This window comes from Sandaracinobacteroides sp. (assembly GCF_057137845.1).
Genome location: NZ_DBNHFX010000167.1, coordinates 1 through 13948, shown reverse-complemented (window position 1 = coordinate 13948; position 13948 = coordinate 1). Strand labels below are relative to the sequence as shown.

Genomic DNA, 13948 nt, shown 5'->3' with positions numbered 1-13948 from the left:
TGTTCGGCCTCCGCCCGCTCGGAGATGCCGGTCAGGATTTCCCGGCTTCTCCGCACTTCCTGGTTGAGCAGCGATACATCCGGGCCGAACTCCGGATCGTTCGCCAGCGCCTTTTCCAGGTCGCGGGCAATCAGGGTGATCGTGCCGAGCGGCCCGCCCAGTTCATGGGCGGCAGCAGCGGCAAGCGAGCCAAGCGCCCCCATCCGCGTTTCGCGTTCAAGCGCGGCCTGCGTCGCCACCAGCGCTGCCTGCCGGCGCCGCCCTTCGGCGGAAACCTGCCACGCATAGAAGCTGAGGAACAGCATCCCGCACCCGATCGCAATCAGGATACCGAACCTGAACAGCGGCGGCAGCACCAGTTCCTCTCCGGGAAGCCACGGAAGCGGCAGATGCCAGAACCATAGCCCGACCAGCAGCACCAGCGCCCCCAGCACCAGTGTCGCCGTTTCCCGTGCCGAAAGCAGCGTTGCGGCAATCGTCAGCGGCACGAGCAGCAGCAACGAGAACGGGTTGGAAAGCCCGCCCGTCAGGAACAGCAGCACTGCAAGCTGCAACAGGTCGATCGCAAGCTGCACCAGCGCCGCCCGGCCACCGATCCGGTCGTGACGGCGCGCGTCCCACGAGTGTCGCAGGTTCAACGCGGCCAGCACACCGACGATCGCCAGCGCCTCGGGCCACGGGATCGGAAAACCGAACCCCAGCCCGATCAGCAGCAGGGCCAGCAACTGCCCGGCGATCGCCATCCAGCGCAGCCGCACCAGCGTGCCGACGCGGACGCCCGGAACCAGCAGATCGACGAGGACGCGCGCACGCGCGCTGTCGATCCGCGCCAGCGAACCGTCGGGCGGCGGCGCTTCGGCCTTTTGCGGCATGTTCGTCAGTTCAGCCCCACTGTCAGCGCGGCCCCATTACCGGCCGCTCGGCCTTTTTCGGGGCATCCTCCATCAGCTTGGCAAGCGGCCCGGATCGCACATCGCGGGCGGCATATTCGCGCGCCGACATCCCCGCCAGACTGTCGGCCCGGTCGGGGTTGGCACCGGCCGACAGCAGCAGCCGGGCGGTGTCGGCGTCCTTCATCTGCACTGCCTTGATCAGCGCAGTTTCGCCCCTGCCGTTGGTCGCATCGACATGCGCCTTGCCGGCAAGCATCAGCCGCACCCCGTCCGGGAATGTGTTCATCGCCGCCACGATCAGCGGGGTGTTGCCTTCGCTGTCTTTCAGGTTGGGGTCGGCCCCGTTCTGCAGCAGGAACGCCGTCCACGGCGCGTCCCGGCGCTTCAGCGTGATCATCAGCGCGGTTTCGCCGCTGTCTCCGTCGCGGGAATTGATGATTGTGCTGCCCGGCTTGTCGATCAGCGTCTTGGCCTTGTTCACGTCGCGATCGCGCACGGCCTTCAGAAAATTATAGCCATCCGAGAACTGCGCTGCCGCCGGTGCGGTGCAGGCGATCATGACTGCTGCCAGCCAGCCGCCCCTCGCCATCATGTCTTTCATTCGCCGTCCCCGCTTTCATCCAAGGGTCATGCCGCATTCGCTCGCGGCTCGCATCCGGGTGCGATAATCGATATGGGCATGGCATGAACAGCCCGCAAAGCAAATCCCGCCTGCCACTTCTACTCGTGCCGCTCGTGCTGCTGCTGGCAGCCGGCGCCCTGTTCTGGCTGATGCCCGCGTCGCGGGGGCCGCAGGGCAACCTCTCGAACAGCGGCGTCAGCGGCACGTTCAACCTGATCGACGAAACCGGCAGGGCAGTCACCTCGGAAAGCTTCGACGGCAAATGGCGGCTGATGTATTTCGGCTATACCTTCTGCCCCGACATATGCCCGACCGACACCGCAACCATGGCCGCGGGCCTTCGCCTGTTCGAGGAAAAGCATCCCGATGCCGCCGCCCGGCTGCAACCGCTGTTCCTGACGATCGACCCCGAGCGCGACACACCTGCCGCTCTCGCCGAATTCACGGCCAATTTCCATCCGCAGATCCTGGGGCTGACGGGCAGCCGCGAACAGGTCGATGCGGCACTGAAGGCGCTGCGCATCTATGCGGTAAAGGTGCCGGGCGCGACGCCCGGAAGCTATACCATGGACCATCAGGCCATGTTCTACCTGCTGGACGAACAGGGCCGCCCGGTCGAGTTTCTGGCCAGTTCGACGGCGACGCCCGAAAGTCTGGCGGCCATGCTCGAGCGATTCCTTGGCTGACCTCCGCCCGAAATTCTGGGAGCATTTCAAGCTTGCTGAACTGTCGCGCACAGAATGGGAAGCGCTGTGCGACGGTTGCGGCAAATGCTGCCTGCACAAGCTCGAGGATGAGGAAACCGGCCGCATTTTTCGCACCAACGTCGCCTGCCGGCTGCTCGACCGCCACAGCGGCCAGTGCAGCGACTATCGCCACAGGCGGACATTCGTGCCCGACTGCGTGCAACTGCGGCCGGATCTGGTTTCAAAGCTGGAATGGCTGCCCGCGACATGCGCTTATCGCCGCGTCGATGAAGGGCTGCCGCTTCCGGCCTGGCACCACCTTATCTGCAACGACCGCGAGGCCGTGCATGAAGTGGGCGCGTCCGTGCGGGGCTGGACCATCTCGGAGGTGGACGCCAGCATCGATCTTGAAGATCATATCATCGAACCGGACTGAGAGGGACAGCAACCGGCGATCGCAAAGGGAGGAACGATGGACGATCTCGACTTGATAGAGCAGACCCTTCTTGCCCTCGACGGACGCGAGGACGAATTGCGATTGACCCTGTTCGAGCGTTTCTTCGCCCGTTTCCCCGATCGACGACGCGAGTTTCTGGCGTTCGATGCCAGTTCCCGGCGGATGACCGATGAAACGCTGCAACTGCTGCACGGGCTGGCCGGCAACGCCCACTGGGTGACGACACAGGTCGCCGACCTTGTCGATCTGCACCGCAATTATGGGGATTTCGCACTGGCCGAGTTCGACTGCTTCACCGAACTGGCGGCGCAGACAGTGTGTGACCTGGCCGGAGCGACGGCCGCGCAACGGGCCGCATGGGCGCGGCAGACGACCCGGCTGAAGCCGATGCTGGGCCTCGCGCATACAGACTGGAAGGTGGCGATCGGCCACTGACCACGCGCATCAGGGAAAGGGCGGGAAATGCGGGCACAGTGCCAGTGCGGCGGTTTGACCATCGATCTTCCCGGCCCGGCCGAGGCCGTGGTGGCGTGCCACTGCATCGCCTGCCAGCGCCGCAGCGGTTCGCCGTTCGGAGTGCTGGCCTATTACCCGGCGGCCGAACTTGCGATCAACGGCGGCGCCACCCGGTTCGAGCGGCCGACCGACGAGGGCAACCGGTTCGAAACCTTTTTCTGCCCCCGGTGCGGTTCAACCGTTTATGCGCGAACGGAAAAACACCCCGAGATGATCGGCGTAGCCGTCGGCGCCATCGCCGACCCGGATTATCCGGCCCCCGCCCGATCCGTGTGGGAACAGTCCATGCACCACTGGGTCCGCATTCCGGGCGAGATCGCACATTTCCCGCGCGGGCGAACCTGAACGCGAAGGCGTTGCACAGGCTCCGCCCACGCCCTAGACGGCATGCGTGAACACCCCCGACCCGCTTTCCATCCGCCGCCTTTATGGCCGTGCGCAGGGCCACCCGCTGCGCGCCAACGCGCAGGCGCTGGTCGATACGCTGCTGCCCGGCCTTGCCGTTCCCGCCGAAGGCCCGCTTGATGCCCGCCGCCTGTTCGGCGACGACCGCCCGATCAGCTTTGAAGTGGGGTTCGGCAAGGGCGAGCATCTGGCGTTTCAGGCAGCACGCGCACCAGACCGGGGGTTCATCGGCGCCGAACCCTATCTGAACGGCGTGGCGGGGCTTCTCGCTGAAGTCGAGGCGCACGGGCTGGAAAATGTCCGTATCCATCGGGGCGATGCGCTCGATGTGCTGGAACGGCTGCCGGATGCATCGCTCGACGCGCTGTATCTGCTGCATCCGGATCCGTGGCCCAAGGCACGGCACGGCAAGCGCCGATTCGTGAACGCCGGGCCGCTGGCTCTGGTGGCTGCAAAACTGAAGCCCGGCGGCCAGTTGCGGATCGCAACCGACCATGTCGGCTATATGCGCCATACGCTTGCCGTGATGCAGCACCAGAAGGCCTTTGCCTGGACCGCCCGATCCCCGCACGACTGGGAGGAAATCCCCGAGGACTGGCCCGACACCCGCTTCGCGCAGAAGGCCCGTGCGCTTGGTCATAGCGTATGGCGCTTGATTTATCGGCGCGTCTGACCAACTGACACAAACATGGCCCAGATCCTGGACTTCGAAAAACCCGTCGCCGCACTGGATGCGGAAATCGCCGCCATGCCGGCAGAACCCGCCCGTGCGGCCGCCCGGCAGCAGGCAGAAGCCAAGCGCGACAAGCTGCTGGCCGATATCTATGGCCGCCTGACGCCCTGGCAGAAGGCGCAGGTCGCCCGCCACCCCGACAGGCCCCGCTTCCTGAAGATCGCCCACCAGATCTTCGACGAATGGACGCCGCTTGCCGGTGATCGCGTGTTCGGCGACGATGTGGCGATTCTGGGCGGGCCGGCCCGGTTCCGTGGCCGCGCGGTCATGCTGATCGGGCAGGAAAAGGGCCACGACACAGCCAGCCGCGTTGCACGCAATTTCGGGATGGCCAAGCCCGAAGGCTATCGCAAGGCCGCCCGACTGATGCGCATGGCCAGCCGGTTCCGGCTGCCGATCGTCTCGATCGTCGATACTTCGGGCGCCTATCCGGGAATCGACGCCGAAGAACGCGGGCAGGCCGAAGCCATCGCCCGTTCGACGGAAGCCTGCCTCGAAGCCGAGGTGCCGATGGTCTCGGTCATCATCGGCGAAGGGGGGTCTGGCGGCGCCGTTGCCATTGCTGCCGGCAACCGTGTCCTGATGCTGGAACATGCGATCTATGGCGTGATCTCGCCGGAAGGGTGCGCGTCGATCCTGTGGCGCGATGCGGCAAAAGCGCCCGAAGCGGCAGCCGCGATGCGGATCGCAGCGCAGGATCTGGCCGAACTGGGCGTGATCGATGCTGTCGTGCCGGAACCGGCGGGCGGCGCCCATCGCGCGCCCGATGCCGCAGTCGCGCTGATCGCCGATGCGATCGATGCGGCCCTGCACGACCTCGACAAGCTGCCGCCCGATCAACTGAAAAAGGATCGCCGCAAACGCTTCCTTGCCTTTGCAAGGGCCTGCTGACGGGGCGGTGCTGATGCAGCCACAGCGCAACCGGCATGGAACACTGGCGCTGGCAGCAGCGCTGCTGTTGACGGCATTCCCGGCGGTTGCGCCCGATGCCGCCAATGCCCAGGGATCGCAGGCGCTGGCAGGCTTGTCTGCGCGCGACAGGCAGGTGGGCGCCGAAGGCTACAAGCAGATCCTTCAGGAATTCGGCGGCGCCGTAGATGGGCCGCTTTCCGCCTATGTGGCAAAGGTCGGCACCAGGGTAGCCATGGCGTCGGTGCCGGGTTCACGCGCAACAGACTGGCATGTAACCGTGCTCAATTCGCCGGTCCCGAACGCCATGGCGACGCCGGGCGGCTATCTTTATATCACCCGCGGCCTGCTGGCGATGATCAACAGCGAGGCCGAGCTTGCAGCCGTGCTGGGCCACGAGGCCGGCCACGTAGCCGCCCGCCATTCCGACAAGCGCAGCAGCCGCGCAACGATCGGCGCACTGGGATCGATTGCAGCGGCGATCCTGCTGGGCGGGCAGGCCGCAAGCCTGGTGAACAACGGCGCCGGTGCCTTGATCGCCGGCTATTCGCGCGGACAGGAAAACGAGGCCGACACGCTGGGCATGCGCTATGCGATCGCCGCCGGCTATGACCCGCGCGCGGCGGCTTCGATGCTGGCAGCACTCGACCGGGTTGGCGCGGTCGAGGGGCGCCAGACCTACGAGGACCGGGGCATCGGTTCGATCTTCTCGACGCACCCCGTCACCGCCGACCGGGTGCAGCGGGTGGCGGCGCAGGCAGCGCGAACCGGCCGCACGGGCGCCACCAACCGCGCCGCATTTCTGGCCGCGATCGACGGCATGACCTTCGGCGACGCCCCCGATCAGGGCGTCATCAGCGGCCCGAGCTTCCGGCATGCGGCCCTGCGCCTGGGCTTCGACGCACCGCCGGGTTTCACCTTGCAGAACAGCCCCGGCGCCGTCACCGGCAAGGGGCGCGACGGTTCGCGCTTCCAGTTCACCGGTGTCGCGCTGCAACCCGGGCAGACATTGCGCGACGTGCTGCAACAGGCGTGGCAGAATATCGCCGGTGGTGTGCCGCGCGCAGGCTTTACCGAGCGCCGGATCGACCAGTTCGATGCCGCCACATCGCAGGCGCGGCTTTCGGCCAGCAACGGCCAGCAGCTCGATGTCGGCCTAAGCGTCTTTCGCGCCGGCCCATCCGAGGCATGGCTGGTGCAGACCATGGCGCCCGCCGGCAAGGGGGCGCAGTTCGACCAGATGATCGCATCGTTCCGCCGGTTGACTCCGTCCGAAATCGAGGCTGCCTCACGCGGGCGGCACATCCGCATCGTGGCGGTCGGCCCGGCCGATACGGCACAAAGCCTCGCCGCCCGCATGTCTGCGCCCTATAACCGCGTGCAGAGCTTTCTGGCCCTGAACGGTATCACCGGTGGCGCCGTCACGCCGGGCGAGCGTCTGAAGATCATTGCCAACTGAATTCGACCCCTGCCCCGGCGCCGCCCCGGCACCGCGCGCGCTGCCGCAGCTTCTGGTGTCGTGCGCGGTGCTGGTCGATGGCGATGGCCGCATCCTGGTGGCAGACCGGCCGGCCGGGCGCGACATGGCCGGACTGTGGGAGTTTCCAGGCGGCAAGGTGGAACCACTGGAAAGCCCGGAAGCGGCACTGGTCCGTGAACTGCACGAAGAACTGGGGATCGAAACCGCGACAAGCTGCCTTGCGCCCTGCGGCTTTGCTTCGCACGCCTATGAAAAAGTGAACCTGGTGCTGCTGGCGTTCGCCATCCGCAAATGGCGCGGAGAGCCGACCCCGCAGGAAGGGCAGCGCCTGCAATGGGTGCGGGTGAATGATCTGTTCCGGCTGGACATGCCGCCTGCCGACAGGCCGCTGATCGGCCAGATCGCCGCGATCCTCTAGCGGCGTCCGGCCAGCGACCGCCACAAGGCAAGCACGATCAGCGCACCGATCACCGCGCCGATGAAGCCCGCATATTCGCCCTGACGGTACATCCCTGTCGCCTGGCCGATCCAGGTGAACAGCACTGCACCTGCAATGCCAAGCAGCGTCGTCAGCAGGCAGCCCTGCGGATTTCTGGGATCGCTTGAGAACATTCGCGCCAGAAGCCCGGCGAAAAACCCGATCAGAACAACGCCAATCCATGTGGAAGCCACGACGACACCTTCCTCAGTGCTGCGCGCGCCGACCGTCCCGGATCGCGCCCGCTGAAGCTGCCATCATCCCGCACCAGCCGCAAGAAGCCGGTGCGGGATGAAGCTGGCGATCAGTTGCCGAAGGTGCGCTGCCACCACCCCTTGCGCGGCGCGCCGGAATCTTCGTCGGCATCGGGCGCATCAGGTGCAGCGTCCGGTTCCGCCGGTTCAGCGGCCACCGGTGGCGTTTCGGCAGCGGCAGCCGCCTCGGCCTCAGGCGCTTTCGCTTTGGTGGTGGCCTTCCGCGTGCGCTTCGGCTTTGCGGGCGCTGGCTGTTCCTCGGGCGCTGGAGCTTCCTCGGCCACCGGTGCGTCGGCAGGCGTTTCCGCCGCCGGTTCTGCCGCCTTGGCGCGGCTGCGACGGCGAGGTTTCGGCGCTTCCTCGGCCACCTCGGCCGGCGCTGCTTCGGCTGCAGCCTCAGGCCCGACGGCGGTTTCCTCGGCCGCTGCCTTGCGGCGGCTGCGGCGTGGCTTCGGCGCGGCTTTCAGCTCTGGCTCTGGCGAAACGGGTGTAGCCTCTGCCGCTTCGGCCGCATCCGCCACGACTGCTTCGTCGCCCGCGTCGTCGCCTTCTGCACCGGCATCGGCTTCGGCGCTGATGGCTGTTCCCTCGCCGTTGTCGCGGCGGCCACCACGGCGGCCGCCACGGCGGCGGCGGCGGCGGCGTGGTTCGCGGGCATCGCCTGCCGCATCCTCGGCCTCAGCCTCGGCGTCCTTACCGCCGTCGGCTTCTGCGACGTCGGTTTCTGCACCACCATCGTCGCCGCCGGCGGTGGCGGACGGCGCCTGTTCACGGCGATCGCGGCGGGATTTGCGGCGGCGGCGATCGCGGCCCGAACGCTCCCGGCGGGGCGAATCGCCCCGACCTTCGGCCTCGGCCTCGGCCTCCTCCTCTTCGTCGGCCACCTCGTCGGCTTCGTCTTCGTCGTCGGCAACAAGGCTGACCGTCGACTGAAGCGCGACGACACGCGGCGCCTCGGCGGGCGGCGGGCCGGACGATTCGATCGCGATGCGGCCGCCGATCAGTTCGCTGTCGGGCATCACTTCGATGACGATGCCGTAGCGCGATTCCAGTTCGGCAAGTTCGGCGCGCTTGCGGTTCAGCATATAGACCGCAACCGCCGTATCGGCGCGCAGCCGGAAGATGCTGGCCCGCCCCTTCACGGCTTCTTCTTCAAGCATGCGCAGTGCCGCGAGCGCTGCCGATGCCTCGGTGCGGACGAGGCCCGAACCCTCGCACATGGGGCAGACACGGGTAGAGGCTTCCAGCACGCCGGTGCGCAGGCGCTGGCGGCTCATTTCCAGCAGACCGAACGACGAGATCCGCCCGACCTGGATGCGCGCGCGGTCCTGCTTCAGCGCCTCCTTCAGCGCCCGCTCGACCTTGCGATTGTTGGAATGGCTTTCCATGTCGATGAAATCGACGACGACGAGGCCGGCCAGATCGCGCAGGCGCAATTGCCGCGCGACTTCCTCGGCTGCCTCGATGTTGGTCTTGAGCGCGGTTTCCTCGATATTGTATTCGCGCGTCGAGCGGCCGGAGTTGACGTCGATCGCGACCAGCGCTTCGGTCGGGTTCATGACGATATACCCGCCCGACTTCAGGGTGACGACCGGGTTGAGAAGCTGCGCCAACTGCGTTTCCACCCCGGCGCGATGGAACAGCGGCACCGGATCGGAATAGAGCTGCACCTTCTTGGCGTGGCTCGGCATCAGCAGTTTCATGAAGCTTCGGGCGTGCGCATGCCCTTCGGCGCCATCCACCAGAACCTCGTCGATCTCGCGGCTGTAGATGTCGCGGATCGCCCGCTTCACCAGATCGGAATCCTCGTAGATCAAGGCAGGCGCACTCGATGACAGCGTGCGTTCGCGGATCTCGTCCCACAGGCGGGTCAGATAGTCGAAATCGCGCTTGATTTCGGTCTTGGTGCGCTCAAGCCCGGCGGTGCGCACAATCGCGCCCATGGTGGAAGGAAGCGCCAGATCCGCCATGATCGACTTCAGGCGCTTGCGGTCGGCGGCGTTGGCGATCTTGCGGCTGATCCCGCCGCCCTGCGCGGTGTTCGGCATCAGCACCGAATAGCGGCCCGCCAGCGAGATATAGGTAGTAAGCGCCGCGCCCTTGTTGCCGCGTTCTTCCTTCACGACCTGCACCAGCATCACCTGACGGCGGTGGATCACTTCCTGAATCTTGTAGCGGCGGCGCAGCGCCATGCGGCGGCGGCGCAGCGCTTCGGCGCCCGCCTCGTCGGAATTGCCGTGCTCCTCGGGGTGGGGGCGGCCTTCGCCCTCGGCAGGCGCATCGCCGTTGCCTTCAGCCGAGGCTTCGGCGCCGTCTGAAGGCGCGTCGGCGGAATCCTCTTCCACTGCCACCTGCTCTTCGGCGAGGGCGCGTTCCTCGCGCAGCAGCGCCTCGCGATCTTCCTTGGGGATCTGGTAATAATCGGGGTGGATTTCCGAAAACGCCAGAAAGCCGTGCCGGTTGCCACCATAATCAACAAACGCTGCCTGCAGCGACGGCTCTACGCGCGTCACCTTGGCCAGATAGATATTGCCCTTGATCTGCTTGCGGGCTGCGGCTTCGAAATCGAACTCCTCGATCCGGCTACCCTTGACGACCGCGACCCGGGTTTCCTCCGGGTGGCGGGCGTCGATCAACATTCTTGTTGTCATTGTGAATTCTCCCTGCGCCAAAGGCGCGTAGCGGTGAAGCGCCAAAGGCGCTTTGTGATGAGGCGCCAAAGGCGCGAAGCATGGGCGCGCGGGTGGCGCGAACGGACGCCGACGGCCTGCGGTGCAGGCAGGTCGCGCGGAATGTGAAAAGGCGGAATATGAAAAGCGCGGGTGTCCGGGATGACGCCTGCGGAAAGACTGGAATGGCCGGAGCTTGCAATGACACGACGACGGCGGGCCGAAGCCGCCTGCCTGAGTTCCAAGACTGAATCCTGATTGCGCGCATTCTACCCCGACAGACTTGCCGAAGCTGGCCGTCGCCCACGCGACTGCTGCAACCCGGCGGGCATCGAACCGGAAGCCGGACTGACGGTCTGCGATCCCACGCGGTCCCGTCCCGGCGTCTTGCGGCCAACATGCCCGAATTCGCAGCTAGCAGCCTGCGGTTGCTGCGGCAAGTAGCTGCTGCAACGAAAAAGCAACGCGCGCATAAAGCCTTGCGTATAGCCGCCGTAGATGTCCTTGAGATGACAAACATCCTCAACAGTCTGGGCGCCGGTTCCGGCATCGACGTGAAAGCGCTGGCGCAGCAACTGGTCGATGCCGAACGCGCCCCACGGCAGGCCCTGCTCGACAGGCGGCTGGCAGCCGTCGATGCGCGGATTTCGGCCACCGGCCAGTTCCGGGGCGCCCTCTCGGCACTGGTCGGCGCGCTCGACAGCCGGATTTCATCGGGCGCCCTTTCCGGCCAGCCGCAGGTGTCCAATCCCGCTGTCCTCGGCTTCACCGTCGACAAGGGCACAACGGTCGAGCGGCAGGCGATCGAATTAAGACAACTGGCGCGCGGGCAGACGCTGGCCTCGGCGGCCTTTCCCGACGCAACCGCCATACTGGGCGGCGGCACGATCACCATCCGCTTCGGAACGGTTGCCGGTACCGCCGAAGCGGGCACCTTCGCGCCATCTGCCGCCGCCGATCTGCCGGTTGCGATCGACGCCGGCGATTCCAGCCTTGAGGGTATCCGCGACGCCATCAACGACGCGGCGGCAACGGCAGGCGCACCGGTGCAGGCGCAGATCGTCACCGACGCCGACGGTGCACGGCTGATGCTGCGCGGGCGCATGGGCGAAGCGTCCGGCTTCGTCGTCGAGACAGCGGGCGACCCGGCACTGGCGGCCTTCGGCTTTAGCGAAGGCATGACCGGCGGCCTTCAGCGCACGCAGGCTGCGGCCGACGCGATTGTCGCGCTCGATGGGCTGACGGTCAGGCGGCCAGCCAACGTCATCGCCGATCTGGTGCCGGGCACGCGCATCACTCTGTCGCGCGCCGCACCCGGAGAGATCATTTACCTGTCGGCCGAACGCAGCGCATCCGAACTCAGCCAGTCGATCACCGACGTCGCGGGCGCCCTGAACGAACTGGCGTCGCTCGGGCGCCAACTTGTCGGCAGCGGCCCCGGATCAGCGGGCGCCCTGTCGGCAGACACCGGCACCCGCAAGGCACTGTCGTCGCTGATGGGGCTGACATCGACACCCCTGATCGAGGCCAGCGGCAGCGCACCCACGCGGCTGGCCGACATCGGGCTGTCGCTCGACCGCTATGGCAGCTTCACGATCGACAGCGCCCGGCTGGCCAAGGCAGTCGCGAACCACCCCGCCGAGGTGGAGGCGATGGTGAACGCGCTGAACAACCGGGCAACGCCGGGCAAAGCCGCCGGCCCGCTGCGGCGGATCGCCGACGGATTTGCAGCCAGCGGCAACGATGCGCTCGACGCCGCCCGCAAGGCGATCGCGCGCGATCAGGCCACACTCGACAGCCGGACCCAGCGGGCGCGCCTCTCCTATACCAGCCAGTTCGCGGCACTCGATCGAGCGGTCGGGCAGTCGAAGGCGCTACAGGCCTATCTGGACCAGCAGATGAAGATGTGGACCAGGAACGAAAACTGACACCCGCCCGCCACTGATACCCCCGCCCAAAATAGGAAAGGTACGCCATGCTGCATACATTCGCCCCCGCCCTCCCCTCGCCCGCGCTTCGGAACGTCGCGGCGGCCGGCTATGCGCGCGTGTCGCTGGAAGCCAGGGTTGCAGGCGCCAGCCCGCACGAACTGGTGATGTTGCTGTATCGTCGCCTTGTCGGCCATCTGCGCGATGCGCGCGATGCAGCGGCTTCGGGCGACACGATGCGTCGGCTGAAATCAGCCGAACGGGCGATGGTCATCATCGACGGGCTGGATGCCACGCTCGACACCGGGCGCGGCGGCAGCGTCGCCGCCAGCCTGCACGAGGTCTATGCCCTGCTTGGCGCCTACGTCCTCAGCACCGATCCGGCTGACCTTGGCACCGCGCTTTCCAGCGCCGAAGCCATAGCAGACGCCTGGGCACAGATCAGGCCGCGTTGAACTTCCGGCACGGCGTGCAGATCACGCCGCGCGCGGGAACCCGTCGCGCGCGATCCGCATCAGCAGCAGCGCCGCCAGTTCGGCGCGCTCTTTCAGGCTTTCGACGATCAGGAACTCGTCCGCCGAATGGATAGCACCGCCGCGCACACCCAGCGTGTCGACGACGGCAAGCCCGGTCGCCGCCAGATTGTTGCCGTCGCATACGCCACCGGCATCGCGCCAGCCGATCGGCAATCCCAGATCGGCGCCCACCGCCTTCACCAGTGAAAACAGCCGCAACTGGTTGTCATCCAGTGGCTTTGGCGGGCGCGCAAAGCCGCCATGGCGGTGCAACTGCACGTCATGCGTGGCTGCCACCGCCCCGATCGCGGCGGCAATGCCCGCTTCGGCGCGGTCCTGTGCCGCCCTGTTGCGAGGCCGCATGTTGAAGCGCACCACCGCCGTATCGGGAACGACGTTGTTCGGGCCGCCGCCATCGATCCGCGCGACATTCACCGTCAGGTCGGGCGCGATCATCGCCGCCAGCCGCAACGACAGATCGGCCGCCGCCAGAATCGCGTTGCGGCCTTTCTCCGGCTCGCGGCCCGCATGTGCGGCACGGCCCGCCACATGCACGGAAAAATTGCCGCTGCCGGGGCGTCCGCCCGCCAGTGTTCCGTCGGCCAGGGCCGGTTCGAACGTCAGCCCGGCATTCACGCGGGCCGCGCACTCCGTCAGCAACGGCGCAGATCCCGGCGAGGACACCTCCTCGTCGGCGTTCAGCACCACCTCATAGCCAAGCCTCGTCGCGTTCGGGCTGCCTTCGAACGCCAGAAGCGCCGCCAGCATCACGGCGATACCGCCCTTCATGTCGGTGACGCCCGGCCCGTTCAGCACCCCGGCCTCCTGCCAGCGTGCCGTCTGGAACGGGTGGTCGTGGCCGAATACCGTGTCGTAATGGCCCGTCAACAGCACCCGCGTCGGTGCGTCGGGCCGCACCACCAGATGCAGGTTGCGGCCATGCGCCAGCGGCGCCACTTCGCCATCCGCCAGCATTTGGCTGGCCTCGGCAGGGTCGTGCGCGCGAACCGCTCCAAGTGGCGCGAATGCATCGGCCAGCACATCCGCCATCGCCGCCAGCCCGGCAAGGTTGCGGCTGCCGCTGTTGATGGCCGACCACGCCAGCACATGCCGCAGCATGGCTTCGGGATCGATCCGGGCAAGGGTTGCACGTTCGTCGGTGCTGATACTCATGCGCCGTCTGCCAGCCGCCTGCCCGGAGAGATTTCCTGCCGGTCGACCAGCACATGGATCAGCGCCGCCTTGCCGCGCAGCCGCGCCAGTGCCGGGCCGAACGCCTCGGTTTCGTCAACGGTTTCGGCCTCCAGCCCGAAACTGCGGGCGAACGCTGCGAAATCCGGGTTGGTCAGCCCCGTCGCGCTGGGGCGGCCCGGAAAATCGCGCGCCTGATGCATGCGGATCGT

Annotated in this window: 16 protein-coding genes; 10 read left to right on the top strand and 6 right to left on the bottom strand. The window is 67.0% G+C overall.

Annotation, left to right across the window (positions count from 1 at the left end):
• Positions 1 to 872: ActS/PrrB/RegB family redox-sensitive histidine kinase (locus AC16JP_RS09710; RefSeq protein WP_484340413.1), on the bottom strand; the 872-nt coding region annotated here is incomplete at its 3' end.
• Positions 873 to 894: 22 nt separating this feature from the next.
• Positions 895 to 1494: an ankyrin repeat domain-containing protein gene (locus AC16JP_RS09705; protein WP_484340412.1), complete on the bottom strand. Its 600-nt coding sequence runs from the start codon at positions 1492 to 1494 to the stop codon at positions 895 to 897.
• Between the two features lie 83 nt (positions 1495 to 1577).
• Between AC16JP_RS09705 and AC16JP_RS09700 the strand changes: the two genes are divergently transcribed.
• The 8 genes from AC16JP_RS09700 to AC16JP_RS09665 are packed head-to-tail and all read left to right on the top strand — an operon-like array spanning position 1578 to position 7119.
• On the top strand, positions 1578 to 2201 hold the full coding sequence (locus AC16JP_RS09700; RefSeq protein WP_484340411.1) for an SCO family protein: 624 nt from the start codon (positions 1578 to 1580) through the stop codon (positions 2199 to 2201).
• Positions 2194 to 2637 carry a YcgN family cysteine cluster protein gene (locus tag AC16JP_RS09695; RefSeq protein WP_484340410.1) on the top strand — a complete coding sequence of 148 codons (444 nt, stop codon included), beginning with the start codon at positions 2194 to 2196 and terminating at the stop codon, positions 2635 to 2637. The genes AC16JP_RS09700 and AC16JP_RS09695 overlap by 8 nt, the downstream gene beginning before the upstream one ends.
• Positions 2638 to 2673: 36 nt before the next feature.
• On the top strand, positions 2674 to 3093 hold the full coding sequence (locus tag AC16JP_RS09690) for a hypothetical protein (protein ID WP_484340409.1): 420 nt from the start codon (positions 2674 to 2676) through the stop codon (positions 3091 to 3093).
• A 27-nt stretch (positions 3094 to 3120) separates the two neighbouring features.
• Positions 3121 to 3519 (top strand): GFA family protein, encoded by a 399-nt coding sequence (locus AC16JP_RS09685; protein WP_484340408.1) that lies wholly within the window; start codon positions 3121 to 3123, stop codon positions 3517 to 3519.
• Between the two features lie 46 nt (positions 3520 to 3565).
• Positions 3566 to 4252, top strand: a complete 687-nt coding sequence (trmB, locus tag AC16JP_RS09680; protein WP_484340407.1) for a tRNA (guanosine(46)-N7)-methyltransferase TrmB — start codon at positions 3566 to 3568, stop codon at positions 4250 to 4252.
• Between the two features lie 15 nt (positions 4253 to 4267).
• Positions 4268 to 5203, top strand: coding sequence for an acetyl-CoA carboxylase carboxyltransferase subunit alpha (locus tag AC16JP_RS09675; RefSeq protein WP_484340406.1), 936 nt, complete (start codon positions 4268 to 4270; stop codon positions 5201 to 5203).
• Positions 5204 to 5216: 13 nt separating this feature from the next.
• Complete coding sequence (locus tag AC16JP_RS09670; protein WP_484340405.1) at positions 5217 to 6680, top strand: M48 family metalloprotease; 1464 nt, start codon at positions 5217 to 5219, stop codon at positions 6678 to 6680.
• On the top strand, positions 6670 to 7119 hold the full coding sequence (locus AC16JP_RS09665) for a (deoxy)nucleoside triphosphate pyrophosphohydrolase (protein ID WP_484340404.1): 450 nt from the start codon (positions 6670 to 6672) through the stop codon (positions 7117 to 7119). The genes AC16JP_RS09670 and AC16JP_RS09665 overlap by 11 nt, the downstream gene beginning before the upstream one ends.
• On the opposite strand, the gene AC16JP_RS09660 is transcribed toward AC16JP_RS09665, so the two are convergent.
• A complete protein-coding gene (locus tag AC16JP_RS09660) occupies positions 7116 to 7373 on the bottom strand; it encodes a GlsB/YeaQ/YmgE family stress response membrane protein (protein ID WP_484340403.1) in 258 nt (85 codons plus the stop codon). The genes AC16JP_RS09665 and AC16JP_RS09660 overlap by 4 nt on opposite strands.
• Before the next feature lie 110 nt (positions 7374 to 7483).
• The gene (locus AC16JP_RS09655; protein ID WP_484340402.1) at positions 7484 to 10084 is read right to left on the bottom strand and encodes an Rne/Rng family ribonuclease; all 2601 of its coding nucleotides are present in this window, start codon (positions 10082 to 10084) and stop codon (positions 7484 to 7486) included.
• Between the two features lie 527 nt (positions 10085 to 10611).
• On the opposite strand from AC16JP_RS09655, the gene fliD reads away from it, so the two are divergent.
• Complete coding sequence (gene fliD, locus AC16JP_RS09650; protein ID WP_484340401.1) at positions 10612 to 12030, top strand: flagellar filament capping protein FliD; 1419 nt, start codon at positions 10612 to 10614, stop codon at positions 12028 to 12030.
• Positions 12031 to 12077: 47 nt separating this feature from the next.
• Positions 12078 to 12485, top strand: a complete 408-nt coding sequence (locus AC16JP_RS09645; RefSeq protein WP_484340400.1) for a flagellar export chaperone FliS — start codon at positions 12078 to 12080, stop codon at positions 12483 to 12485.
• A 21-nt stretch (positions 12486 to 12506) separates the two neighbouring features.
• Here AC16JP_RS09645 and AC16JP_RS09640 read toward each other — a convergent pair whose 3' ends face one another.
• Both AC16JP_RS09640 and AC16JP_RS09635 read right to left on the bottom strand, forming a co-directional pair.
• Complete coding sequence (locus AC16JP_RS09640) at positions 12507 to 13718, bottom strand: hydrolase (protein ID WP_484340399.1); 1212 nt, start codon at positions 13716 to 13718, stop codon at positions 12507 to 12509.
• A partial coding sequence (locus AC16JP_RS09635; RefSeq protein WP_484340398.1) for a thiamine pyrophosphate-dependent enzyme occupies positions 13715 to 13948 on the bottom strand: 234 nt, incomplete at its 5' end. The genes AC16JP_RS09635 and AC16JP_RS09640, both read right to left, overlap by 4 nt.